General features: G+C 35.0%; 23 protein-coding genes. 12 read left to right on the forward strand and 11 right to left on the reverse strand.

The genetic code is table 11. The features are described 5' to 3' along the window. Positions 1-3: 3 nt before the first annotated feature. The 4 genes from ICJ85_RS13280 to ICJ85_RS13295 all read left to right on the forward strand — a co-directional run bounded on the left by ICJ85_RS13280 (position 4) and on the right by ICJ85_RS13295 (position 1,656). Complete coding sequence (locus ICJ85_RS13280; RefSeq protein WP_188224286.1) at positions 4-684, forward strand: 2'-5' RNA ligase family protein; 681 nt, start codon at positions 4-6, stop codon at positions 682-684. 38 nt (positions 685-722) lie between these two features. Then, positions 723-1,019: a DUF721 domain-containing protein gene (locus tag ICJ85_RS13285; RefSeq protein ID WP_188224287.1), complete on the forward strand. Its 297-nt coding sequence runs from the start codon at positions 723-725 to the stop codon at positions 1,017-1,019. A gap of 98 nt (positions 1,020-1,117) precedes the next feature. Next, the gene (locus tag ICJ85_RS13290) at positions 1,118-1,309 is read left to right on the forward strand and encodes a cold-shock protein (RefSeq protein WP_188216977.1); all 192 of its coding nucleotides are present in this window, start codon (positions 1,118-1,120) and stop codon (positions 1,307-1,309) included. A gap of 155 nt (positions 1,310-1,464) precedes the next feature. Further along, the gene (locus ICJ85_RS13295) at positions 1,465-1,656 is read left to right on the forward strand and encodes a cold-shock protein (protein WP_188216976.1); all 192 of its coding nucleotides are present in this window, start codon (positions 1,465-1,467) and stop codon (positions 1,654-1,656) included. A 78-nt stretch (positions 1,657-1,734) separates the two neighbouring features. Here ICJ85_RS13295 and ICJ85_RS13300 read toward each other — a convergent pair whose 3' ends face one another. Further along, on the reverse strand, positions 1,735-2,154 hold the full coding sequence (locus tag ICJ85_RS13300; RefSeq protein WP_188224288.1) for a nucleoside-diphosphate kinase: 420 nt from the start codon (positions 2,152-2,154) through the stop codon (positions 1,735-1,737). Between the two features lie 170 nt (positions 2,155-2,324). Here ICJ85_RS13300 and ICJ85_RS13305 point away from each other — a divergent pair, with 170 nt between their 5' ends. Genes ICJ85_RS13305 through ICJ85_RS13325 form a run of 5 tightly spaced genes read left to right on the forward strand, consistent with a single transcriptional unit; the run spans position 2,325 to position 6,521 of the window. Further along, positions 2,325-3,344, forward strand: coding sequence for a DHH family phosphoesterase (locus tag ICJ85_RS13305; RefSeq protein ID WP_188224289.1), 1,020 nt, complete (start codon positions 2,325-2,327; stop codon positions 3,342-3,344). Continuing rightward, positions 3,337-3,882 carry a gliding motility-associated peptidyl-prolyl isomerase GldI gene (gene gldI, locus ICJ85_RS13310; RefSeq protein WP_188224290.1) on the forward strand — a complete coding sequence of 182 codons (546 nt, stop codon included), beginning with the start codon at positions 3,337-3,339 and terminating at the stop codon, positions 3,880-3,882. The genes ICJ85_RS13305 and gldI overlap by 8 nt, the downstream gene beginning before the upstream one ends. A 49-nt stretch (positions 3,883-3,931) precedes the next feature. Then, the gene (locus ICJ85_RS13315) at positions 3,932-5,059 is read left to right on the forward strand and encodes a peptidylprolyl isomerase (RefSeq protein WP_188224291.1); all 1,128 of its coding nucleotides are present in this window, start codon (positions 3,932-3,934) and stop codon (positions 5,057-5,059) included. Between the two features lie 42 nt (positions 5,060-5,101). Continuing rightward, positions 5,102-6,031: a prolipoprotein diacylglyceryl transferase gene (gene lgt, locus ICJ85_RS13320; RefSeq protein ID WP_188224292.1), complete on the forward strand. Its 930-nt coding sequence runs from the start codon at positions 5,102-5,104 to the stop codon at positions 6,029-6,031. A gap of 1 nt (position 6,032) precedes the next feature. After that, entirely contained in the window at positions 6,033-6,521 is a 489-nt protein-coding gene (locus ICJ85_RS13325) for a DUF192 domain-containing protein (RefSeq protein ID WP_188224293.1), read from the forward strand. Positions 6,522-6,528: 7 nt separating this feature from the next. Here ICJ85_RS13325 and ICJ85_RS13330 read toward each other — a convergent pair whose 3' ends face one another. From ICJ85_RS13330 to ICJ85_RS13370, 9 genes are all read right to left on the reverse strand, one after another. Beyond that, positions 6,529-6,969, reverse strand: coding sequence for a GNAT family N-acetyltransferase (locus tag ICJ85_RS13330; RefSeq protein ID WP_188224294.1), 441 nt, complete (start codon positions 6,967-6,969; stop codon positions 6,529-6,531). Between the two features lie 10 nt (positions 6,970-6,979). Continuing rightward, on the reverse strand, positions 6,980-8,275 hold the full coding sequence (locus ICJ85_RS13335) for a phosphoribosylamine--glycine ligase (protein ID WP_188224295.1): 1,296 nt from the start codon (positions 8,273-8,275) through the stop codon (positions 6,980-6,982). A 171-nt stretch (positions 8,276-8,446) separates the two neighbouring features. Next, a complete protein-coding gene (secDF, locus tag ICJ85_RS13340; protein WP_188224296.1) occupies positions 8,447-11,440 on the reverse strand; it encodes a protein translocase subunit SecDF in 2,994 nt (997 codons plus the stop codon). A 215-nt stretch (positions 11,441-11,655) separates the two neighbouring features. Next, positions 11,656-12,273, reverse strand: a complete 618-nt coding sequence (locus ICJ85_RS13345; RefSeq protein WP_188224297.1) for a hypothetical protein — start codon at positions 12,271-12,273, stop codon at positions 11,656-11,658. 72 nt (positions 12,274-12,345) lie between these two features. Then, on the reverse strand, positions 12,346-13,272 hold the full coding sequence (locus tag ICJ85_RS13350; protein WP_188224298.1) for a malate dehydrogenase: 927 nt from the start codon (positions 13,270-13,272) through the stop codon (positions 12,346-12,348). 202 nt (positions 13,273-13,474) lie between these two features. Then, positions 13,475-14,491 carry a DUF6588 family protein gene (locus ICJ85_RS13355; RefSeq protein WP_188224299.1) on the reverse strand — a complete coding sequence of 339 codons (1,017 nt, stop codon included), beginning with the start codon at positions 14,489-14,491 and terminating at the stop codon, positions 13,475-13,477. Positions 14,492-14,587: 96 nt separating this feature from the next. Continuing rightward, positions 14,588-17,149, reverse strand: coding sequence for a carboxypeptidase-like regulatory domain-containing protein (locus ICJ85_RS13360; RefSeq protein ID WP_188224300.1), 2,562 nt, complete (start codon positions 17,147-17,149; stop codon positions 14,588-14,590). Continuing rightward, entirely contained in the window at positions 17,127-18,032 is a 906-nt protein-coding gene (locus tag ICJ85_RS13365; protein ID WP_188224301.1) for a FecR family protein, read from the reverse strand. Before ICJ85_RS13365 ends, ICJ85_RS13360 begins: the two co-directional genes overlap by 23 nt. Positions 18,033-18,086: 54 nt before the next feature. Beyond that, the gene (locus tag ICJ85_RS13370; protein ID WP_188224302.1) at positions 18,087-18,602 is read right to left on the reverse strand and encodes an RNA polymerase sigma factor; all 516 of its coding nucleotides are present in this window, start codon (positions 18,600-18,602) and stop codon (positions 18,087-18,089) included. 214 nt (positions 18,603-18,816) lie between these two features. Here ICJ85_RS13370 and ICJ85_RS13375 point away from each other — a divergent pair, with 214 nt between their 5' ends. From ICJ85_RS13375 to ICJ85_RS13385, 3 genes are all read left to right on the forward strand, one after another. Continuing rightward, the gene (locus ICJ85_RS13375) at positions 18,817-19,860 is read left to right on the forward strand and encodes a hypothetical protein (RefSeq protein ID WP_188224303.1); all 1,044 of its coding nucleotides are present in this window, start codon (positions 18,817-18,819) and stop codon (positions 19,858-19,860) included. Between the two features lie 87 nt (positions 19,861-19,947). Beyond that, the gene (locus ICJ85_RS13380; protein ID WP_188224304.1) at positions 19,948-20,712 is read left to right on the forward strand and encodes a membrane metalloprotease; all 765 of its coding nucleotides are present in this window, start codon (positions 19,948-19,950) and stop codon (positions 20,710-20,712) included. Positions 20,713-20,740: 28 nt separating this feature from the next. After that, positions 20,741-21,310 (forward strand): porin family protein, encoded by a 570-nt coding sequence (locus tag ICJ85_RS13385; RefSeq protein ID WP_188224305.1) that lies wholly within the window; start codon positions 20,741-20,743, stop codon positions 21,308-21,310. A 70-nt stretch (positions 21,311-21,380) separates the two neighbouring features. Here ICJ85_RS13385 and gyrB read toward each other — a convergent pair whose 3' ends face one another. Then, the gene (gene gyrB / locus ICJ85_RS13390; protein ID WP_188224306.1) at positions 21,381-23,330 is read right to left on the reverse strand and encodes a DNA topoisomerase (ATP-hydrolyzing) subunit B; all 1,950 of its coding nucleotides are present in this window, start codon (positions 23,328-23,330) and stop codon (positions 21,381-21,383) included. Positions 23,331-23,697: the final 367 nt, after the last annotated feature.

Here is a 23,697-nt window from a genome sequence, read left to right on the forward strand (position 1 = left end):
CCTATGAATCTCGAAGAGCATTACAACAATCTATACAACACATCTATTGAAAAAATAAAAAACGACACTTACCACATTGATACTTTAATCGACTCGAAAAGCGACAACCGATTTGGCATCACCTTATTATTAAGACCTTCGGCAGCTGTTAAAACCAATATTCAAAAGTTTTTAAGTGAATTAAAAGCCATTGAACCTAATCAATATTACTACGAAAGTACAGATATTCATATCACCGTAATGTCTATTATTTCTTGTTACAACGGATTTCAACTCAACCAGATTAACATTCAAGATTATATTGAGGTTATCAAACAAAGTTTAATCGATTCACCTAATATAGAAATTCAATTTAAAGGCTTAACAGCATCACCTTCCTGTATTATGTTAAAAGGTTTTATGAATAACGACGCTTTAAATTCAATTCGAGACAATCTAAGGCAAAACTTTAAAACTTCAACTTTAGAACAAAGCATCGACAAACGTTACGCCATACAAACAGCACATGCTACGATTGTGCGTTTTAAAAATAAATTAGAAAATAAAAATGAATTCTTAAAAACCATTGAAGCTTTTAAACATCATAACTTTGGAACGTTTCAAGTCAAAAAACTAGAATTAGTGTATAACGATTGGTACCAAAAAGAAGCACTTGTTAAAAAGTTATTTCAGTTTGAACTCTAAAACATAGTACCTTTGCCACTTATCAAGACTCCAAATTCATGGCAAAACGCAATAACGAACATATTAGCATATCAGACGCTTTAAAAGAATTTGTAGAAACCAACAAATTAGAAAAAGGTTTAGATAAGGTCAATGTAGCCGATGCTTGGGCAGACCTTATGGGTAATGGTGTAAATAATTACACCCGATCGGTTAATTTAGAACGTGATACACTTTACGTACAGCTTAATTCTAGTGTTTTACGAGAAGAATTAAGCTACGGAAAAGAAAAGATTATAGTAATGATTAACGAGGCTCTTGGTAAAGAAATTATTAAGAAATTGATTTTAAGATAACTACGTTTAAAAATAAAAATAATAAAAGCCTTCGATTTCTAACAAGCTGTACTTATTTACATTACCTTTGACCTTTAAATTTTTTATATACAAATACAATGAGTAAAGGTACAGTAAAATTCTTCAATGATTCTAAAGGTTTTGGATTTATCGTTGAAGATGACAACAACAAAGAACATTTCGTACACATTTCTGGACTAGTCGATGAAATTCGTGAAGGTGATGTAGTTGAATTCGATCTACAAGAAGGTAGAAAAGGATTAAACGCCGTAAACGTAAAAGTAATCTAATACATATACTTTAACAATTACAACAAAAAGGCTATCAATAATTATTGATAGCCTTTTTTTGTGCGTAAACTTTTATTAAAAATTTTACACAAAAAAAATAAACTTCAAAAAATTTTATACTACATTTAACTCAATTAATAACTAATATTTCAATTATGAGTACAGGAACAGTAAAATTCTTCAATGATTCTAAAGGGTTTGGTTTCATTATCGAAGAAGGTTCAAAAAAAGAACATTTTGTTCACATTTCAGGTTTAATCGACGAAATTCGCGAAGGTGATGAAGTTGAATTTGAACTGAAAGAAGGTAAAAAAGGATTAAACGCAGTAAATGTAAAAGTAATTTAATATATACTATTTAATTTTTTTAAGACACAAAAAAATCCCGCAATAGCGGGATTTTTAATTTTATATAAAGCCGTTTAATTAAAACTGCTCTCTTCCTGCAAAATGGAATGCACCTTCAATAGCAGCATTCTCATCGCTATCACTTCCGTGAACTGCATTTTCTCCAACAGAAGCAGCGTATAATTTACGAATAGTACCTTCAGCAGCATCCGCCGGGTTTGTAGCACCAATTAAAGTTCTGAAATCTTCAACCGCGTTTTCTTTCTCTAAAATAGCAGCTACGATAGGTCCGCGAGTCATAAACTCTACTAACTCACCGAAGAAAGGACGCTCACTGTGAATTGCATAAAATGCTTCAGCATCAGCTTTGGTCATTTGCGTTAATTTCATTGCTACAATTCTAAATCCTGAAGCTGAAATTTTTTCTAATATTGCGCCAATGTGTCCGTTTTCAACTGCATCTGGCTTTAGCATTGTAAATGTTCTATTTGTTGCCATTTTTAAATTTTAGTGTTATTCTTTTTATTTCATCTAAAGCATTCTAAAAATTGTATCTACTATTCTAAAATACTCTACAATGAAGGTCTTTTAATTTTGCTGCAAAAGTACGCTATTTATCAATAAAAACAAGCCTATGTAATTTTAAAAAAATTGTATCTTCGTCATCTATGAAAAATGAAGAAATAAGCAACATAAAACAATTGTTATCTACTGAAAAAAAGATAGTTATTGTACCACATAAAAATCCCGACGGTGATGCCATCGGATCTACTTTAGGCCTTTACCATTATCTTTTAAAAAGCAACCATCAAGTTCATGTTATCGCTCCTAACGATTATCCGCATTTTTTAAAGTGGATGCCCGATGAAAACAAGGTCTTAAAATACGATACACAAAAAGCTGAATCAGACGAACTGATAAGTAATGCAGACATTATTTTCACATTAGATTTTAATGCCTTAAACCGTACGGGAAATATGGAAACAGCTTTAGCTGAAAGTAGTGGCATTAAAATAATGATAGACCATCATCAGGCCCCGGAGGATTACGCCTTGTACACCTACAGCGATGTAAGCATGAGTTCAACCTGTGAAATGGTATATCATTTTATCGATATGCTTGGTGATAAAAATTTGATTGATGCCAATATTGCACCCTGCCTATACGCCGGAATTATGACCGATACAGGCTCTTTCCGTTTCCCTTCAACCACAAGTCATACACATCGTATTATAGCTGAACTTATTGATAAAGGCGCAAAAAACTCAGATATTCACAATAATATTTACGATACTAACAGCTACCATCGTTTACAATTATTAGGTTGCGCTTTAACCAATTTAAAAGTCCTTCCAGAACACAGAACAGCGTTTATAACGTTATCTCAAGACGAACTTAACAAATACAATTACAAAAAAGGAGATACCGAAGGTATTGTTAACTATGGTTTATCTCTAGAAAATATTGTTTTAGCTGCTATTTTTATTGAAGATAAACAGGAAGGTATCATTAAAATCTCCTTACGTTCAAAAGGTGAATTTTCAGTAAACGACATGTCAAGAACGCATTTTAATGGTGGCGGACATATTAATGCTGCAGGTGGACGAAGCGAGTTGTCTTTAAGCAAAACTGTTGAAAAATTTATTAGTATATTGCCTAGTTATAATAAAGCCCTGAATAATGAATAAATTTTTAACTCTAACCTTAATAACTTTGGCGTTTGCTTGTAAATCTCCGGAAGCAAGACGACCTGTTTCAGTTAAATCAGGCTCGTTCATTGATGCCTCTGTAGAGCGCAACAAAAAGCTAAATGCAAAAGAACAAGCTCTGATCGAGAAATTCATGACACAAAAGCAGGACAACGATTACATCGCTTCAGAAAGTGGTTTTTGGTATTTTTACAATACTAAAACAGAAATTGATTCCTTACAAACACCTGTTTTTGGAGACATTGTAAACTATAACTACGACGTAAAAACATTAAATGGAAACACTATTTATTCCTTTGATGATATAAAAACCCGCAATTATACCATTGATAAAGAAGAACTTTTTACCGGTTTAAGAGAAGGCTTAAAACTGATGAAAACAGGTGAAACCGTTACGTTTTTATTCCCTTCACAAAAGGCTTACGGTTACTATGGCGACCAAAACAAAATTGGGAGCAACACCCCGCTTATGTGTCAAGTAACCCTAAATTCCATAACAAAAACTGAAGACGATTAGTTCAATAAAATATAAACTAACTATTTCCCATAAACAATTAAAAAACCACATGAAACAGTTAAAAATTTCAGTTCAACTATTTTTTGTAGTTCTACTACTTGCTAATTTAACCTCATGTAAAGCACAATACCCTGAACTTGAAGATGGTATTTATGCTGAATTTGTAACCAGTAAAGGCGTTATGGTTGCTAAATTAACCTATGATAAAACACCGGTTACCGTGGCCAATTTTGTGTCTTTAGCGGAAGGCACCAATACGATGGTCGCCGAAAATTATAAAAAGAAAAAGTTTTATAACGGCACCATATTCCATCGTGTAATAGATAGTTTTATGATTCAGGGTGGCGACCCTATAGGTAATGGCTCAGGTGGACCTGGATATAAATTTACCGATGAATTTTCTCCAGAATTAAAACACGATAAAGTAGGTATTTTATCTATGGCCAACTCTGGTCCAAATACCAATGGAAGTCAATTTTTCATTACCGACAGGGCTACACCCCACTTAGACAATAAACACTCTGTTTTTGGTGAATTAGTTATTGGATTAAATGTTGAAGATAGCATTGCTAGTGTAAAAACAGATATGATGGATGCACCAATCGACACCGTCTATATTAAAGAACTAAACATCATCCGTAAAGGTAAAGATGCCAGAGGTTTTGATGCTCCGGATATTTTTGAAAATCATTTTATTGAGGCTGAACGCTTAGAAAAAGAAAAAGCTGCAAAACACGCAGCCTTACTAAAAGCTACGAAAGAAAAATTTGAACAACAAAAAGCAGAAGCCACTACCCTACCTTCTGGTTTAAAATACTATATCAGCGAAAAGGGTGATGGTAAAAAATTACCAACCACAGCTATCATTTTAACTGATTATAGTTTATATATGGAAGACGGAAAACTCTTTGACACGAGTAAATTAGAAGTAGCTAAAACACACGATATGGTAAATCCCGGAAAACGTGATGCAGAAATGTACAGACCAATTAAAGCTGAGATTAGCCCTGATGCGCGTATGATTCCTGGTTTCAAAGAAGGTTTACAACAACTAAGTGTTGGTGATAAGGCGACCTTATTTATTCCGTATCATTTAGGGTATGGCGAAATGGGTAATCGTGGTATACCTCCTCGCGCAAACTTAATTTTTGAAGTTGAAATTATAGAAACGCTTTAAACCAAAAGAACAACTTACACCTATTCAAGAAAAACAAAACTTATGTACCTATTAAAATTTGATTGGAATCCCGTAACAGGCATCGATATCATTGGAAATTTCAAATTACACTTTTATAGCCTCATGTGGGTAACCGCATTCGTTTTAGGCTGGTTTATTATGAAACGTATTTTTACCAAAGAAAAAGTTTCATTGGAATATTTAGACCCTTTATTTATATACACTGTTCTGGCTACCATGATTGGGGCGCGTTTAGGACATGTTTTGTTTTATCAATCTGAATTAATTTCTGAAGACTTCTTCAGTATCTTTTTACCATTCCGATTTAAAGATGGCATTGAATTTACCGGATTCCAAGGTTTAGCAAGTCATGGTGCTGCCATTGGAATTATTGTTGGTATGTATTTGTATCGTAAAAAATACAATTACAAATCCTTGCTTTGGATTTTAGATCGCGTGGTGATTTCGGTTGCTTCAGGTGCTGTTTTTATTAGAATTGGAAACTTTATTAATTCTGAAATTATAGGAAAGGTAACCGATTCTGCTTTTGGTGTACGTTTTATTCAAGACCAATACTACAAAAGTCAGATTGTACAATTAACCGGTATTAAAGACGTACAGGAAGCTTACCATGCTGTAACAACAAATCCGCAGTTTCAAAATTTACTTGAGGCCGTACCTTACAGACATCCGGCACAATTATACGAGTCGTTCTGTTATATTTTTGTATTCCTGATTTTATGGTTTTTCTACTCTAAAACCACGAAAAAAGATCAAACCGGATTTTTATTCGGCTTGTTCCTAATCTTACTTTGGACCATCAGATTCTTTGTTGAGTTCGTTAAAGAACCTCAAGGCGACGAATACATCAACTGGTTTGGGTTAAACACCGGACAATGGTTAAGTATTCCGTTTATTATTATCGGTCTGTATTTCATGTTTGTTTACAAACCAAAACAACCTGTTGTTTAACATGACCTTTAACAGTTTAAAAATATATTATTTCTTACTTTCAGCCTGTATTACATTAAATGTAACAGGCTGTAAAGAAGAAAAAAAAGAAGTAAAGCAAACCGAAATTACATTCACCAAAGAAGGTGAGCTTACCATTTTTAAAGCCGATTCTACACAGGTAAAACTGGATATTGAAATCGCCGATACCGATTTCGACATTCAAACAGGATTGATGTATAGAGATGCCATGAAACCAAAACAAGGCATGCTTTTTATTTTTGACGATGTAAGAGAGCGTTACTTCTATATGAAAAATACCCGAATCGCTCTTGACATTATTTATATTGATGAAAACAACAAAATTGTAAGTTTTCAGAAAAACGCTAAACCTTTTGATGAATCCTCTTTACCGTCTAATGCTCCGGCAAAATATGTACTTGAAGTTAATGCTGGTCTTGCCGATAAATGGCAACTTGCAGTAAACGATAGTATTAGTTATACAAAATAATCTGGATTTAACAAGAGATGTAAATTCGCTCTTCAACGCCATCATTAAAGAGCGATTTATTCATTCGAAATCCGTTTTTAACATAAAAATGGTCAAGATTCAAGTCCTCAATGGTTAACCAAAATTTGGTTTCAGGATACATTTCTTTCAAACTATTTAGCCAAAAAGAGCCCAAATTCTGTCCTCTTCTGGATTCAGAAACATATATAAAACCTAAATATTTATAACCGGCTTCAAACCAAAAATCAGCTTCCTGTTTAGCATATAACATATCGGGCGGACATTTAGAGAATATCAACCCACCAGCAATAATTTCATTATTGTCCTTTATTACTAAACATGTGGTAGACGAATTATAATCGTCCCAAAAAGGCAAAATTCCCACTTTCCAATCCTGCGGAAGAATGGAAAAAAACAATTCGACATCGAGGCTCTTTTCTAAAGTCATAATAAAAAATTTATAGTAAACCCCATGACCACAATTTATCGGAATCTTCGGTCCACCGATCACCAATATCGGTACGATAATAACCGTTATTAATAATGACATTATTAATACGATTGTACATCATCTTTTGAGCATCCTTCATGGTATTTCCAACTCCGGTTACTAATACAGCAATTCCCGTATTTCCAGTAATAAGCCATTCGTCGTTTACCTTTTTTAAATGCATAGGATGCACACCTTCCTTACCGTTTTTCTTAAACACAACTACCGCATCCTTTGAGAATAGATTAAACGTTTTTTTATCGTCATAAGGAAATGGCGGCACCACGATAAAAGCGCCCACCTGAAACCCTTTTTTAGTATTAATTTTAAACTTCTTTCTGGTCACCAGTTTATAAAATAACTCACCCAAAGGCTCATTAATTCCCGCTCGCTGAATAAGCACCTGCGGATACCCAAAACGGGAAGTAAACTCCAGTGGATAAATACCATTACCATTCACGATACAATTAATATCGATATGTCCAATAAAATGATGCTTGGCTAAGGTATGCTGAAACTTAAGTAAAGTCGCTTCAAAAATAGGCGAATCTTTAACCCAAAACATACTTGTTCCCATTTCTCCAGTGGACACACCAAGCTCTTTAGGGAATAACTTTTTATGTTCGAAGGTGATGTTTATGGGGTAAATAAACTCGTTCCCGTTAAAAAAGGCAGCGATTGATATTTCAACACCCTTAACTTTTCGCTGTAATTGAAAATTCCCGAAGTTGTTTCCCCATGATTTTTCATAAGCTTTTAACACGCGAATCACGTCCAGGCCTTCTTCATCACTTCCTACAAACAATAATTGTTTAAGCTCTTGTGTTTCCCCACAAGGTTTCAACACATACGAACTCGGGTGGTTTTCTATGTAATGAATAGCGTCGTTAAACGTGGTAAACTCCTTTGAAGGAATCACTTTTATCTTATGCTTCTTTAATTCGGCTTGCCCAAAATTCCGATCCAGTTCCAGATTATCGGTGTATTCGGTTCCACCTAATACAAGTTTCCCTTTAGCTCTTAATGCACTGGCAATTTTTCCATAACCTGTATAATCGAACACGATAATATCGGCCCAATCTACATGCTTTTCCCATTTTGCTGCTTTGGGCACAAAACCATAACCTATTTCTTTAGACGCTTTGTCTTCTATGTATAATTTTACGGCGTGACCTTCTAAGTAAATTGTGTTAGCAATGTCCAGAGACTCGCCCCAACGCGAAACAAAAAGAAACTTTTTTCGCGACTGTGTTTGGATTTTCACCTAAACAGTTTGAAGTATTAATTGATAATTCATTACAGATAAATTTTAAGCAAATGTATGTAAATAACATATCAGTTGTACACAGCCTTCAACGAGAAAATATGTTAAATTTTAAGCATAAAAAAAGCCCGTTAAAACTAACGGGCTTTTTATTATCAAGAACTAACTAAACTAGTTTTTCTTCTTTTTATCTTCTAAACGTTTTACCGTATCGAACATTACCGGCGTTGCGATAAATAGTGATGAATATGTACCAACAATTACACCAACAATTAATGCAAACATAAACCCTCTGATAGAATCACCTCCAAAGAAGAAGATGGCTAACAACACCACTAAAGTGGTTAACGAAGTATTTAATGTTCTACTTAATGTACTGCTTAATGATACATCAACCACTTTACCAAAATCCCATCCGGTGTGCTCGTTAAAATATTCACGAATTCTATCGAAAACAACCACCGTATCATTTAACGAGTAACCAATTACCGTTAAGATAGCCGCGATAAACGCCTGGTCAATTTCCATACTAAATGGCATAAACTTGTAGGTTAATGAGAATACCCCTAAAACGATTAATACGTCGTGGAATACCGCCGCAACAGCACCAAGAGAGTATTGCCATTTTTTGAAACGGAATAAGATGTAAAGGAACACTACGATTAACGACCCTAAAATCGCCCAGAATGATGCTTGTTTAATATCATCTGCAATAGTAGGGCTCACCTTGTAAGCTTCCATTAAACCGTTAACTTTATTTACGTTAGTATTATCAATAAACTCTTCGTACGTTAAGTCTCCTAAATAAGGTTGAATGGCATCGAATAATTTTGTTCTGATTTCTTCGTCTACTTCTTTACCTGTTTCATCAATTTTATACTTCGTTGTAATTTTTAAGCTATTGCTTGCACCTACAGTTTTAGCATCTGCACTATTAAATACATCTGGCTGTGATAAAACACTCTTTATTTCTGAAGCACTAACATCTTGTGGGAAAACCACTCTATACGTTCTACCTCCTACAAAATCTACACCCTGATCTAAACCATTAGTAAATAATGAACCTAAACCTAATACTATAACAACACCAGAAATGATATAAGCCAACTTACGTTTCTTAAGGAATTCTATATTGATGTTTCTGAATAAATTCTTTGTAATTCCTGTTGAGAAATCTAGACTCCCGCCTTTGTTCGCATACCAATCGATTAATAATCTTGTAATAAAGATTGCTGTAAATAAAGATGTTGCAATACCAATTAATAATGTTGTTGCGAAACCTTTAATAGGCCCTGTCCCGAATACGAATAATATTAACGCTGTTAAACCAGTTGTAATATTCGCATCTAAAATAGACGATAATGCATTGCTAAACCCATCTTGAATGGCTTCCTTCTGCCCTTTACCTTTGCCAAGTTCTTCACGAATACGCTCAAAAATAAGCACGTTCGCATCGACCGACATACCAATAGTTAATACAATACCCGCAATACCAGGTAACGTTAATACTGCTCCTAACCCTGATAAGATACCAAAGATTAATAAGATATTTAATAACATCGCTACATCGGCAAAAGCACCACCTTTACCATAATAAACTACCATCCATACTAATACCAAAGCTAAAGCAATCATGAACGACATAGTACCGCTATCAATTGCTTCCTGTCCTAAAGATGGTCCTACAACATCACTTTGAATAATATCTGCAGATGCCGGTAACTTACCTGCACGTAATACGTTCGCTAAATCGATAGCCTCGTTTAATGTAAAGTTTCCTGAAATTTCAGAATTACCTCCTGAGATTGGTCCCGTTGTTACACCTGGAGCAGAGTACACTACGTTATCTAAAACAATAGCAATTTGGCTTCCGTTAGTAAATGCCTCTCCAGTCATTTCTTCCCAGATTTTAGCCCCTTTAGCATTCATTTGCATAGAAACTGTTGGCTTTCCTGTTGGTCCGTAATTTTGACGTGCATCAGTTACTACAGCACCACTCAACTGTGGCTCGTTGTCTCTGTTTCCAGCTAAAGCGTATAAACCAACAACTTCACTATTTGTTTCTGGTTTACCAAAAGCAAACTTCACGTAACGCATTTCTGCAGGAAGTAATGCTCTTACTTGTGGCATGTTTAAGTATTCTAATACTTGATCTTTGTCTGCAACTTCAAAGTAAGCTACAATTGGACCTCCTTGGTACCCAGGGCCACGGATTAAATCGAAAATGGGGTTTACTGTATCTACAGCTGTAGAATCTGTAGTCGCATCACCTAAAAGATCGTCAATAGCATCTTCCTGTGCATCTTCCTGATCGTTACTTTCAACCTCTGCAGATTCAGATTTTGTATCAACAACATCCTTTAATGTTTCGTTTGCCTGAGTTAAGAATCCGAAGAACTGCTCTCCTCTGTACGCATCCCAAAACTCTAACTGAGCTGTACTTTGTAATAAGGCAGTTGCTCTTTCAATATCTTTAACCCCTGGTAACTCAACTAAAATACGCCCAGAAGTTCCTAAACGCTGAATGTTTGGAGATGTTACACCAAACTCATCGATACGTTTACGTAATACTTCGAAAGCCGAAACGATAGACTCGTCAATTTTTCTTTCGATAACCACTTTAACTTCGTCGTCAGACATGCTTCCATCAATCTCACCATCTAAAGTTTTTGTGTAGAAAATATCTGGGGACGCTAATTTAGTATCTCCTTTAATTTTATCGAAAGCGATAAAGAAATCTTCTAAATATGTGTTTTGCGAATCTTTTTGTAATTCTGAAGCATCATCTAAAGCCTTATTGAATACCGGGTTTTTAGTATGATTTGCTAACCCTTTTAAGATATCTTTTACAGAAACCTGAAGAATTACGTTAATACCTCCTTTTAAGTCTAAACCAAGGTTCATGGCTTTTTGTTTCACTTCATTATAAGTGAATTTAGCGATACCGATATTAAATACAGTATCATTAGCAACAGCGTCTAAATAATTTAATTCTTCAGCACTACGCTTTGCTCTGTAATGGTCTTCCGTTTCCGGAACATTGTTAATGGCAACCTCTTCTGCCTTGCTCTCTATTTGGTTCGCTTTAAACGTGAATGATAGCTGATAAATACTAACCAATCCGAATAAAACAGCAAATAGTTTTACTAATCCTTTATTTTGCATGTTTTGTTAATTTTGTGTCTTGCTTATTGACGCCACCACAGGTGATGCATTAAACATTGACACGCTTTTTAGTTAATTAAAATTGTAATTAATGGTGTTCTAAAAATGAATTCACTTTTAGAAGCTGTAAGTGTATAATTTGAGTTGTTGGGAAGCCTTGATTAAAACAGAAGTATTACACAACGATGGACTGAAAAACCCAATTCTAACATGTTTTAAGCTAACCCCAAAGATATAGGGCCGGCTCGTACCTCTGGAATATTACCCGTTGTATTATCTATTGCAACGGCTATCTCTCTAAATACTTTTAACGCTACTTCAACACTAAGATGGTTGCTATTAACGTCTTCTAACGTATTAAAATAATAAGTATAAGGATTGAAAAACCTATCGAAGTCCTGCTTAGCACTCAGCATGTGTTTTCCTCCAAAACCAGATGGTGAATCGTTGGCTTTATGGATTTCGAAAACATCGAACTTATAGGTTTTTGAGTCTTCTTTTGATGGTAAATTATCGCCTTTTGTAGTAGCGTAACCAATTTGTAACAAATCGTCTTCAGCAAGCAAGGCTTTGATACTCGCCACATCGTTAGCACTGTAGTAAGAGATGACTACCTCGCCGTTTTGTAACTGCTTTACCTGAACGGCATCAGCGCCTATGGCTTGTAGTTGATGGGTTACTTCCTGAATAGCACTATGGGCTTCATCAGACGTTACCTCAACATCTGTGAATTGCAGCACAATCTCCTGATTAGGCTCAGACGTTCTGTTCTGATAAATACCTAAAAAGGAAATTAATACGATTAAAGCACCAAAGTACCATTTTGTTCTCATGCGCCAAATATAAAAAAAAGACTGTATTTCTACAGTCTTTCCTTAAAATATCTAAAATTTTATCTTAGTATCTTATAATTCAAGTAATCCATTGGTTTTTCTAACCCCTTCAGCGCTTGATTGCATATGTGCTTTTTCGGCTTCACTTAAAGGAATATCAACAATACTTTCAATACCATCTTTTCCTAAAATTACCGGAACACCAATACAGATATCAGATAAATCATATTCACCTTCTAATAATGTTGAACACGGATATATTTTCTTCTGGTCGCAGGCAATAGCTTGCACCAATCCGCTTACTGCAGCTCCAGGTGCATACCACGCCGATGTTCCCAAAAGTTTGGTAAGGGTTGCTCCACCAACTTTAGTATCGGCAGCCACTTGCTCTAAACGCTCTTCCGTTAAGAATTCAGACACTTTTACACTATTTCTTGTAGCATGAGATGTTAAAGGCACCATTCCGGTATCGCTATGACCACCAATAACCATTCCGTCCACATCGCTAATAGGCGCTCCAAGCGCTTCAGCTAAACGGTATTTAAAACGAGCTGAGTCTAAAGCCCCTCCCATACCAATAATGCGATTTTTTGGTAAGTTTGTTGTTTTGTGTACTAGATACGTCATTGTATCCATTGGGTTACTTACAACAATAATGATGGTGTTTGGTGAGTGTTCGATTAAGCTTGCTGCGACAGACTTCACAATACCAGCATTAATACCAATTAATTCCTCACGAGTCATACCCGGTTTTCTTGGAATTCCTGAAGTAATAACACAAATATCGCTATCTGCTGTTTTACTGTAATCTCCTGTTACACCCGTAATTTTTGTATCAAAGCCATTTAACGAAGCAGTTTGCATTAAATCCATGGCTTTACCTTCGGCATACCCTTCTTTAATGTCTACTAAAACGACTTCTGATGCAAAATTTTTAATGGCAATGTACTCTGCGCAACTCGCACCTACTGCTCCTGCACCTACTACTGTAACTTTCATATTTTAATGTTTTATAGTTTAATATTTTATTTTGAATTTTCTCAATGTTATAAAGATAGAACTTAGGAAATTGTTTAGCTAGGAATAGCTAAAAAGCTTAGGTTTTCCCTTCCAAATTTACGAATTAAAATACTCTAAATAAAAAAAGTGCAAGATTAAATCTTACACTTTTTGAATATATTTTTGTTATGTAAATTTTGATTTAACGGAACCCAAAATTTAGCCCTACAGAAAAGGCATTAAATTCGGCTAAATGGTATTCGGCATTAAATCTGAAAAATCCAATTTTTAATTTTGTTCCTACAGTTCCACGAAAACCTGACACCTTACTTGACACCGAAAATGGATCTACAATGTCTTCTGCTATAATTAAACCATTAGACACACGATAAGTACCCAATAAATCAGATTCCGATTTTCCGTTAATATACCCAACACCTCCATAGAAATTAATAACAGGCAATTTAGTTGAAGCTATTAACTGAAACAACCAGGTGTTTGTATCGTTTTCTAACTTCTGATTTTCTCCATCAACACCGGAAGATTCGGTTAAATCGTAAGAAGCACCAAGGTGGGTATAAGCTACTAAACCGGAAAGAGCTACTGGTAATAATTTATCGGCAGGCAACCATTTGGTAGCTTCAAACTGCAATCCCGCGCCATACATATTAAAGGCCACCTCATCGGTTTTTATTTCAGGCATAAATCGCGCTTTCACTTCTATACCCTTAATAAGCCCCACTCCTCCTTGAATAAACGCCGAAGGCAATAAATTCCCACTAGCATTACCTATACCTGAAGGTAACTCAATTTGTTCGGTTTGCTCTCCAAAAATAGGGTCATCATAGGTTATCTCTACCAATACATCCGGATCGTTCTCTCCTAAAGCCGTTGCAACATTCTGAGATGATGAACCACTTACAAAACGAACATTTTCGTAATCATTAGTATTCATCAAAAAAGACTTATCCGATTTACTAATTAGAGATGCATTGGCTATCACTGAAATTTCAAATCCTCCCAAAGGTTTAGCATCTGCCGTATTAAACCAGTTGGCATTCATGCTATACATTAAACCATTGGTAGCAGGAGCTAAATAATCGTTAGTAAACCGTTGCGCGTCATCTATTCCCGCTGCAAGCAAGGCATCAACATCGTTTTGTGCTTTAGAAGTCCAAAAAGACAATCCTAAAAACACCAAGAAAGCAATCTTTTTCATTGTTTAAGTTTAGGGTTATTACCAAAAGTAGAAAAAATACATTATATTCTACGTTTCAACGTTTAAAATTAACATTTTAACGATTTCTATTTTACATTAAAACAGAAATCTGAAACTCACATTTGGAGTTAAGGGTAACGAAGTATTATCCACCTGGATGGTCTGTTCTGAATTCTCGGGGTCCACCTTATAATAACGGTTAATTATATTTTTTGAATTCGTAAGATTCAGCACCCCTACTTTTAAAGCTGCCTGAATAGCGGTTGACATTTTAAACTTATAACTCAAAGACACATCAACACGTCTAAACACGTCTAGATTTTCACTATTAGGAGCGTCGTAATTCACGTAAACATTGTTACCAGACTGAACGGTTTCGTTTCCCTCAACGGGTTTAGTATAAGGCAAACCAGAACGCCATAAACCACCCACTGATATTTTTAAATTATCTAAGACATTATAATTAAAAGCCAATAATAAAGAATGTCTGATATCAACATTATTAGGAAAAACCGAAGGTTCAAAAGTTTGAAACTTGTAATCATTTATCGAATAAGTATAACTTAACCAGGTGCTGTATTTATTTGTGGTTTTATTCGCCAGAAACTCCAGTCCTCTTGAACTATACTCCCCAATAGCGCTTAAGGATTGAAAATTATTATAAAACCCCTGATTGCTTGCTGTAATCCCTTTAACCTTTTTATAAAATCCGCTGAAACCAATATTTAAATCATTCCTATTCAATTCCATACCAATAGATCCTTGTTTACTTTTAGAAATTGGTATAGATTGTTCGTTAGCTAAAATCCAACGACGTTTTTCAACACCTAAAAAATCATCAGTAAAATCAAAAACCTGAGTAGCCGATTGATTTTTAAATTCTCCTTCCAGTTTCAAACTAAAAGCGCCAATCAATTTCTGCCTAACATTTAGTCGAGGTTCAAATAAAAACCGATTAAACTTTTCAAAATAATTTAACCTCACACCCGCTCTTAAAAATGTGTTCAACGCTTTTAACTCTAATTGAGAATACAAAGCATGGTTACGCAACACATCTTTTTTAGTTCTATTGTATGCAGGGGAAGTTACCGCTGTTTCATTTAAAATGCCAGTTTCGTTAAACTGATAACCATTCAAAAACTTAAGATTGTTATTAACTTTATAATTAGAACTAACCTTGAATCCGGTTTCTAAAACTTCGTTAACCTGAGTTAATAATTGATCAGATTCCACGTTATAATCCTGAGCATCGACCTTATATTTCGAATAATAGGCATTAAAACTTGTATTAAAAGCATCTGTCCAATTCGCCAGCCAGTGCCCTCCGAAACCTGTATTTTTCTGTGATAAATTACTAGACTTTGCTTGTGTTTCCCCCGAAGCATCATTAACACTTTCATTGTAACCTAAATTATTACTAATTTCTATAAAGTTTGCTCGAAACTTATGGTTTTCATTCAGGTCGAATAATACTTTAGCTGTATAATCGTAAAACTTAAAATCGGAAGCTGTATCAATATCTCCACTATTCTCCTTTTGAGTTCGAATATCACTATCCTGAAAACTTCGATCGAAATAATTATTATAAGTTAAGGTTTTAAAGGCATCAGTAAACGAGCGACGACCAGAGACATGAAGTTCGACGCTTTTTGATATCGGCATTTCTAAAAAAACATCAGCACTTATTAAATTTGTACCGAACCCACCGGAAAATTCTCCTATCAGCTCATTTTTAGTTCGCATATCAATAGTACTAGAAACCCCATCGCTAAATTCACTACTCGTGCCGTTTTTTGTAACAATCACTCTATCTGTTAAATTAGGGTTATATGCAGAAATCAATCCAAAAAAATGTCCTGAATGATACATTTTTATTCCGTCCCATAAAATTAAATTCTGGTCGTTAGTTCCTCCGCGAACATTAATATTTGCTATACTTTCGTTTACACTTTCAATACCTGGTAGGGTCTGAATCGATTGTAGCACATCAGGATCGATCAAACCTGGTAAAATCCCGAATGCCTTTGTGTTTAACACAGTACTTCCGTCAACCAGTTTTTGAACACCTGTAGTTAAAAACTTAGTTATTACAATTTGATTAAGTTGTTCGCTATTTGCTTCAAGAAATATTGATTCACAAGCTGTATTCCCAGAAAACAATTCTGCAGCCGGAAATTCAACCTCCTTAAACCCGATATAGGACAAACCAATAACAGACTCCAAAGACACATCCGTTAACTCAAAATACCCCTGTGCATCGGTTACCATGCCTTTAGTTGAATTCTTAATATAAACAGACGCTCCCATTAATGTCTGTTTATTAGAAACCGCAAACACCTGTCCGCACACCGTTATCGTTTTATTAGCCTTCGAAACTGTAATATACCGATTGTCTAGGGTCTTAAAATTTAAAACTGTTTTACGATTGAGATATTCTATAACCTGAGAAAGACTAAACTCTGGTTTTGGCATTTCAACGTGAAGATTGGCAACATCATCTGGGGCATATGAAAATTTCACGTTGTATTGCCGTTCTATCTTTACCAAAATTTGGGACATTGCCGCTTCATCAGCATTTTGTGCGTAACCAAAATGCATGACTAACAAAACTAAATAAAGTAATATTTTATGGTGTTTACTTTCTATAAAGCACAACATGTTTGCCTTCAATTTTATAATTTAAATCTAAAGGAATAGTAATGGACTTTAATGCTATTTCTAAATTTTCATGGGTAAATGCACCTTTAAATAATAAATCCTCTTCTACATTTTCAAGTTTTACATTAATATTATACTGGCGCTGTAATTCACTAACAACTTCTCTTAAAGGCACCTTATTGAAAGAAGATTCGTTTTGCATCCAGGATGGCTTTTCTGCTTCAAAATCATCAACCAACTGAATAGTATTATTAACTACTCGAAATGATTTTCCTGGCGGTAATTTTACAGTTTTTTTATCGTAAGTTACAGCGACCAATCCTTCGTAACACTGTACCTCAAAATAATTAACCCGTCTTTTAACGTTGAACTGAGTTCCTAATACCTGAACTGTTCCTGACGAAGTGTTTACGGTAAATTTTTCTCCTTTTTGAACCTTAAAAAAGGCTTCTCCCTCTAATTCCAGAAAACGATGAGAAGCCCATTCTTTTTTATTGTAATGCAGATTAGAAGCCGCATTTAAAATCACTTCTGATCCATCGGGTAAGGTTAATGTTTCGGTTTGAGCTATTTCGGTTTCAAAACTTAAATCATTATTAAAAAATAAAAAATAAGAAGAAGTCAGCATAACCACTAAAATAGCTGCAACCTTTATAATAGTTTTAAAATTAAAATCTATCACCTTTGGAGACTTCTTATTTAAATTGCGTTTTTTAAACGCCATTAAAGCATCCTGAGGGTTAACCTCTGGTGCTTTCATATGCTTGGCATAATGAGCAATTTTTTCGAGCGTTTCAAAATTTTCAGATTGTTTTAATTCTGAAAATTCTTCCTCACCTAACTCATTTTCAAACCATTTTAATATATCCTTATTATTTTTCATTTTTCAATCTTACATATTTAAGACAACCTTGCTTTAGTTTACCCTACCTTGACTTTAAATATTCTCAATATGATCTCTTAAAACCTTTAAAGCGGAAGACATTCGTTTTTCGACCGCTTTTTGAGACACCTCTAGAAGTTCTGCAATTTCCCTATACTTTTTACCTTCTATTCTATTTAATAAAAACACCTCACGCTGGGCATCAGTTAATAAGGCTATAGCATTCTGTAACTTCTTTTTAAACTCTTCCTCTTGTAAAATATATTCTGGACTTTCGTTAGTTTTATCAATATACGGAGCCGCTTTTGCATATTCCATGACCACTTTAGCATGCTTAATCGTATTTAAAAACAAGTTGTTAATGGTAGTGAATAAATAGCTTTTAGCTTTCGTAAAGTTTATTTTTGAACAATTTTCCCAAATTTTAGAAAAGGCATCCTGAACAAAATCTAAAGCCGCATCGCTATCCCCACATTTGTAATAGGCAAAATTTGAAGCCGACTGTACATGTTTCAAGTAAAAGGTATTAAAGTAGGTTTCTTCGCAAAGCTTATTTTCGTTACTTTCCATTCTAATTTTAAAATTGGGGGCACACTGTAATTTGGTGTGTAGTATTTTTAGTTTAATCAGTTACATAGGATGACAAGATATTAAAATTAGAGTAAATAAATTATTTTTAAATTTTTAAAAACTGGGTAGGGTAAATTTCAATGTAGGTGTCTAACCTATAGAAACGCAAGTTAATTTGCTTTAAAAAAGAAAATATAACCCTAAAAAATTGATCATGAAGAAATTAAAATTTATTACATCTTTAGTTTTAGTCGCAACACTAACCTTAACCTCTTGTCAAGATGAAATTGACAGCGAAAGCGGACTAAACCCAAACACGAATTCTGCCAATTCAACGGCAACAAGTAATTTTGAGCGCTCATCGATGTACGACGGTAGTTTTGACGATTTTGTAGATGGCATGTCATGTTCTTCAATCATGTTTCCATATACTGCAACAGTAAACAATCAGGAAATTACTTTATTAAGCCAGTTAGATTTCTCTTTAGTTTTAAACATTTTAGGAGAATTAACAAACGATGAAGACGCTGTTATTTTACACTTCCCTATCACCGTCAAACTAAGTAACTATACCGAAGTTGTTGTTAATAATCAAACCGAATATGACGCCTTAATGGATGCCTGTTCTGAAGCTGAAGACAACGCTGAAGAAGCTATAAACTGTTTAGAAATTGATTTCCCGGTTACTATCTTAACTTTCGATGTAAATGCCGAGCAAACCGGTAGCTTTGTCGTTGAATCCGACCAGGCACTTTACACCTACATGAGCAGCATGAGCGAACAGGAAAGATACAGCATCGACTACCCAATTACGGCAACTATTAATAGCGACACAACTATTGAAATCTCTAGCGATATTGACTTACAAACACGTATCGATGAATGTTTAGCCACTGAAGAAGCTATTGAAGAAGCCGAAGAGGAAGCTGAAGAACTTGAAGACATATTAGTAGAAAGTAGTTTTAGAGTAGAATCACTAATTATAGCTGGAATCGACTCTACAAACGATTTTCTGGGCTTAACTCTTGAATTCTATAACGATTTAAGCATGATGGCTAGCAACAATTCAGAAGACACTAATGGTGAATTCTCTATTGGCTCCGAATTGCAAGTTGAATTAAAATTAACCTTATTAGGTTTAGACACATCATTAAACCTCCTTAGTAGTTCATGGGTTGTCACAAGCTTTGACGAAGACACAATAACACTTCAAAACAAATCAAACTCTACAGCAATACTCGTACTGAAAAAAATATAGAACCGTACATGTCATTTTAACGTATGTTTTAATAAAACAGCCACCTCTTTTAGGTGGCTGTTTTTAAAAAAAGTTATATTTACAGTCATGAAAAACAAACTGCTTCTACTCCTTGCTGCTGTATTGGTTCTTAATTCGTGTACAAATGAAGATTCCAATAATTCCAACAATTACAAAATTGAAAACCAACAGTCAACAGGAAGTTCGGCTTACGACATCCTTTCTGATGACACCTACAAAAGTCTGATAATAGAATTAGTTTATGTTGAAGGCTTTGAACCAACAACAACCGCAGTAAATAATTTCAAAAGCTTTTTAAATAACAGAATCTACAAACCTAATGGTATTACTATAGAAAGTCGTTCAATTCCCTCTCCCGGTGAATCTCCATATACTACCAAAGAAATAGCAGCTATTGAAGAAGACAATCGTACACTTTACAATACCGAAGATCAAATTGCTATTTGGATGTTTTTTGCCGATGGAGAATCTGAGCAAAACGATGAGGACAGCGTTGTGCTAGGTACAGCCTATCGTAACACCTCGTTTGTTATTTATGAAGAAACCATTCACGGATACAGTGACAGTAGATACGAACCCAATCGTGGCACTTTAGAATCTACGGTAATCAACCACGAATTTGGTCATATTTTGGGGCTTACCAACTTAGGAACCCCCATGACCGAAGACCATGAAGATCCTGAACATGACAAACATTGTGATGTTGAAAGCTGCCTGATGTACTGGGCTGCCGAAAGCTCGGCGAACCTTGGTAACCTTTTTAACGCAGGAACAGTGCCTGAATTAGACCCAAAATGTCTGGCCGATTTAAAAGCCAACGGCGGGAAATAACCCATTAATTTTTTTAAACCTACAAATCATGAAAAATTTATTTTTTACAACCCTTGGTGCTTTATTTTTAAGCCTAAGCACCTTCGCTCAAGATTCAAATTTTGGTATCAAAGGCGGTTACAATTTAGCTGCTGTACAATATGATGATGACTTTGAAACCGGACAACGTCACGGTTTTCATTTAGGTATTTATGGTGAATCTTTTCTGAATGAAAACATAGCCTTACAAATTGAATTCCTATACTCCCAACAAGGTTATGAACTGGAAACCAATAACGCTACGTTTACCCAAAAACTGGATTATTTAAATCTACCTTTAATGCTCAAACTATATCCCGATAACAATTTCTTCCTTGAAGTTGGACCGCAAGTAGGTTTAGCCATATCACACAAAGAGGAATATAAAGGCTTATTTTTTGATGGATTCAGAGAAGCTGAACCAGATAATTTTGATTGGGGTGTAAATTTCGGCGCAGGTTTTAAAACAGATTCCGGCGTTTCATTTGGTGCCAGATACCATTTAGGAATGGGAGATATTTACGATGAAGGCAATCCGAAAAACCGCGTATGGCAGTTTTCAGTAGGTTTCGACTTCTAAAAACCGTTCTCTTGAAAAAACAAAAAGTCGCTTAAAATAAGCGACTTTTTAATTTTATAATAAAAACAGATTACGCATCAATATTAGCATAAACTGCATTCTTCTCAATAAAATCACGACGAGGTGGCACCTCATCTCCCATTAACATTGAAAAGATTCTATCGGCTTCCGTTCCATTATCGATTTGAACCATACGCAATGTTCTAAATTCTGGGTTCATTGTGGTATCCCATAATTGTTCTGCGTTCATCTCTCCAAGACCTTTATAACGCTGAACATTCACACTACCACCAAACTCTTCTGCAATCGCATCACGTTCTTTATCTGTCCAAGCATATTGCTTTTTATTACCTTTCTTAACTAAGTATAAAGGTGGTGTTGCAATATATACGTGACCTTCTTCAATTAACTCTTTCATATAACGGAAGAAGAACGTTAAAATTAACGTAGCAATGTGACTTCCATCAATATCCGCATCACACATAATTACAATCTTATGGTAACGCAATTTCGATAAATTTAAAGCTTTACTATCTTCTTCTGTACCAATAGTAACTCCTAAAGCCGTAAAGATATTTTTAATCTCCTCATTTTCGAACACTTTGTGAGACATCGCTTTTTCAACATTCAAAATTTTACCTCTTAATGGTAAAATAGCCTGAAATGCACGATCGCGACCTTGTTTTGCAGTACCACCTGCCGAATCTCCCTCAACAAGGAATACTTCACATTTTGCTGGATCCTGCTCTGAGCAGTCACTTAATTTACCAGGTAAACCACCAATACTCATTACGGTTTTACGCTGAACCATTTCACGTGCCTTTTGTGCTGCGTGACGTGCCTGAGCTGCTAAGATCACCTTTTGCACAATGGTTTTAGCATCGTCTGGGTGCTCTTCTAAATAATCAGCTAACATTTCAGATACTGCCTGACTAACACAAGCAGAAACCTCACGGTTACCCAATTTCGTTTTTGTTTGTCCCTCGAATTGTGGTTCTGCTACTTTTACAGATACAATAGCTGTTAAGCCTTCACGGAAATCATCACCGGCAATGTCAAACTTTAATTTGTCTAACATACCTGATTCATCCGCATATTTCTTTAAGGTATGTGTTAATCCACGACGGAACCCTGATAAGTGTGTTCCTCCTTCATGCGTATTAATGTTATTTACATAAGAATGTAAATTTTCAGCATACGATGTATTATACACCATAGCTACCTCTACAGGCACACCGTTTTTCTCACCTTCAAAAGAAATAACATGTTGCATTAACGGCTCACGAGTCGCATCTAAATACTTGATAAATTCTTTAAGACCTTCTTCAGAATGGAATGTTTCACCTTCAAATTCGCCATCCTCTTTTTTAGAACGCTTGTCAATTAAATGAACCGTAATACCTTTATTCAAATACGCTAATTCACGCATTCTACTAGCTAAAGTATCGTAACTATATTCTAAGGTTTGCTGGAAAATAGTTGCATCGGGCTTAAACGTTACAATCGTTCCACGTTTATCGGTTTCTCCTATATTTTTTACTGGATATAACGATTTACCTCTTTCATATTCCTGTTCCCAAATTTTACCATCACGATGTACTGTTGCTTTTAAATGTTCAGAAAGTGCATTAACACAACTTACACCAACCCCATGTAAACCACCAGATACTTTATATGAATCTTTATCGAACTTCCCTCCGGCACCAATTTTAGTCATTACAACCTCAAGTGCCGAAATTCCTTCTTTTTTATGTAAATCTACAGGGATACCACGACCATCATCTTCAACAGTAATCGAGTTATCTTCGTTTATAGCTACAGTAATATTGTTACAGTGTCCGGCTAAAGCCTCATCAATCGAGTTATCTACCACCTCGTATACTAGGTGATGTAATCCACGAACTCCAACATCTCCGATATACATCGACGGACGCATACGTACGTGCTCCATTCCCTCAAGAGCCTGGATACTATCGGCCGAATAACCGTTCTTATTAAATTCTTCTTTTGCTTCGCTCATATTTCGAAATTATCTTAAATTTTAATCTAGTTATCGCATAAAAAAATGACGCACGTGCATCATTTTATCAGTACAAACAAATATACGAAATAACAAACCTTTCAAAAAGCTTTTTATCGACTTTATCCATAAATTATCAACAATTGTTAATTACTTAAAAACGCCTTAAATCGCTTAAAAAGCACCTTAAAATGGATTTTACTAATTTTAATCAATTCCTGAAATCTAATTTTTCACAAAATCGATTACAACGTATTTAAACCCTTATTTTCTTTCTCTTAACCAACCAAAAAAACAGATTTTTGAATAAAATTCCGTCTATTTATTTTAAATGGTTTAATTTCATATCAAACATGATGTTTGTCAC

The organism is Aestuariibaculum marinum (assembly GCF_014596975.1).
In the GTDB taxonomy this organism is placed as follows: Bacteria; Bacteroidota; Bacteroidia; order Flavobacteriales; family Flavobacteriaceae; genus Aestuariibaculum; species Aestuariibaculum marinum.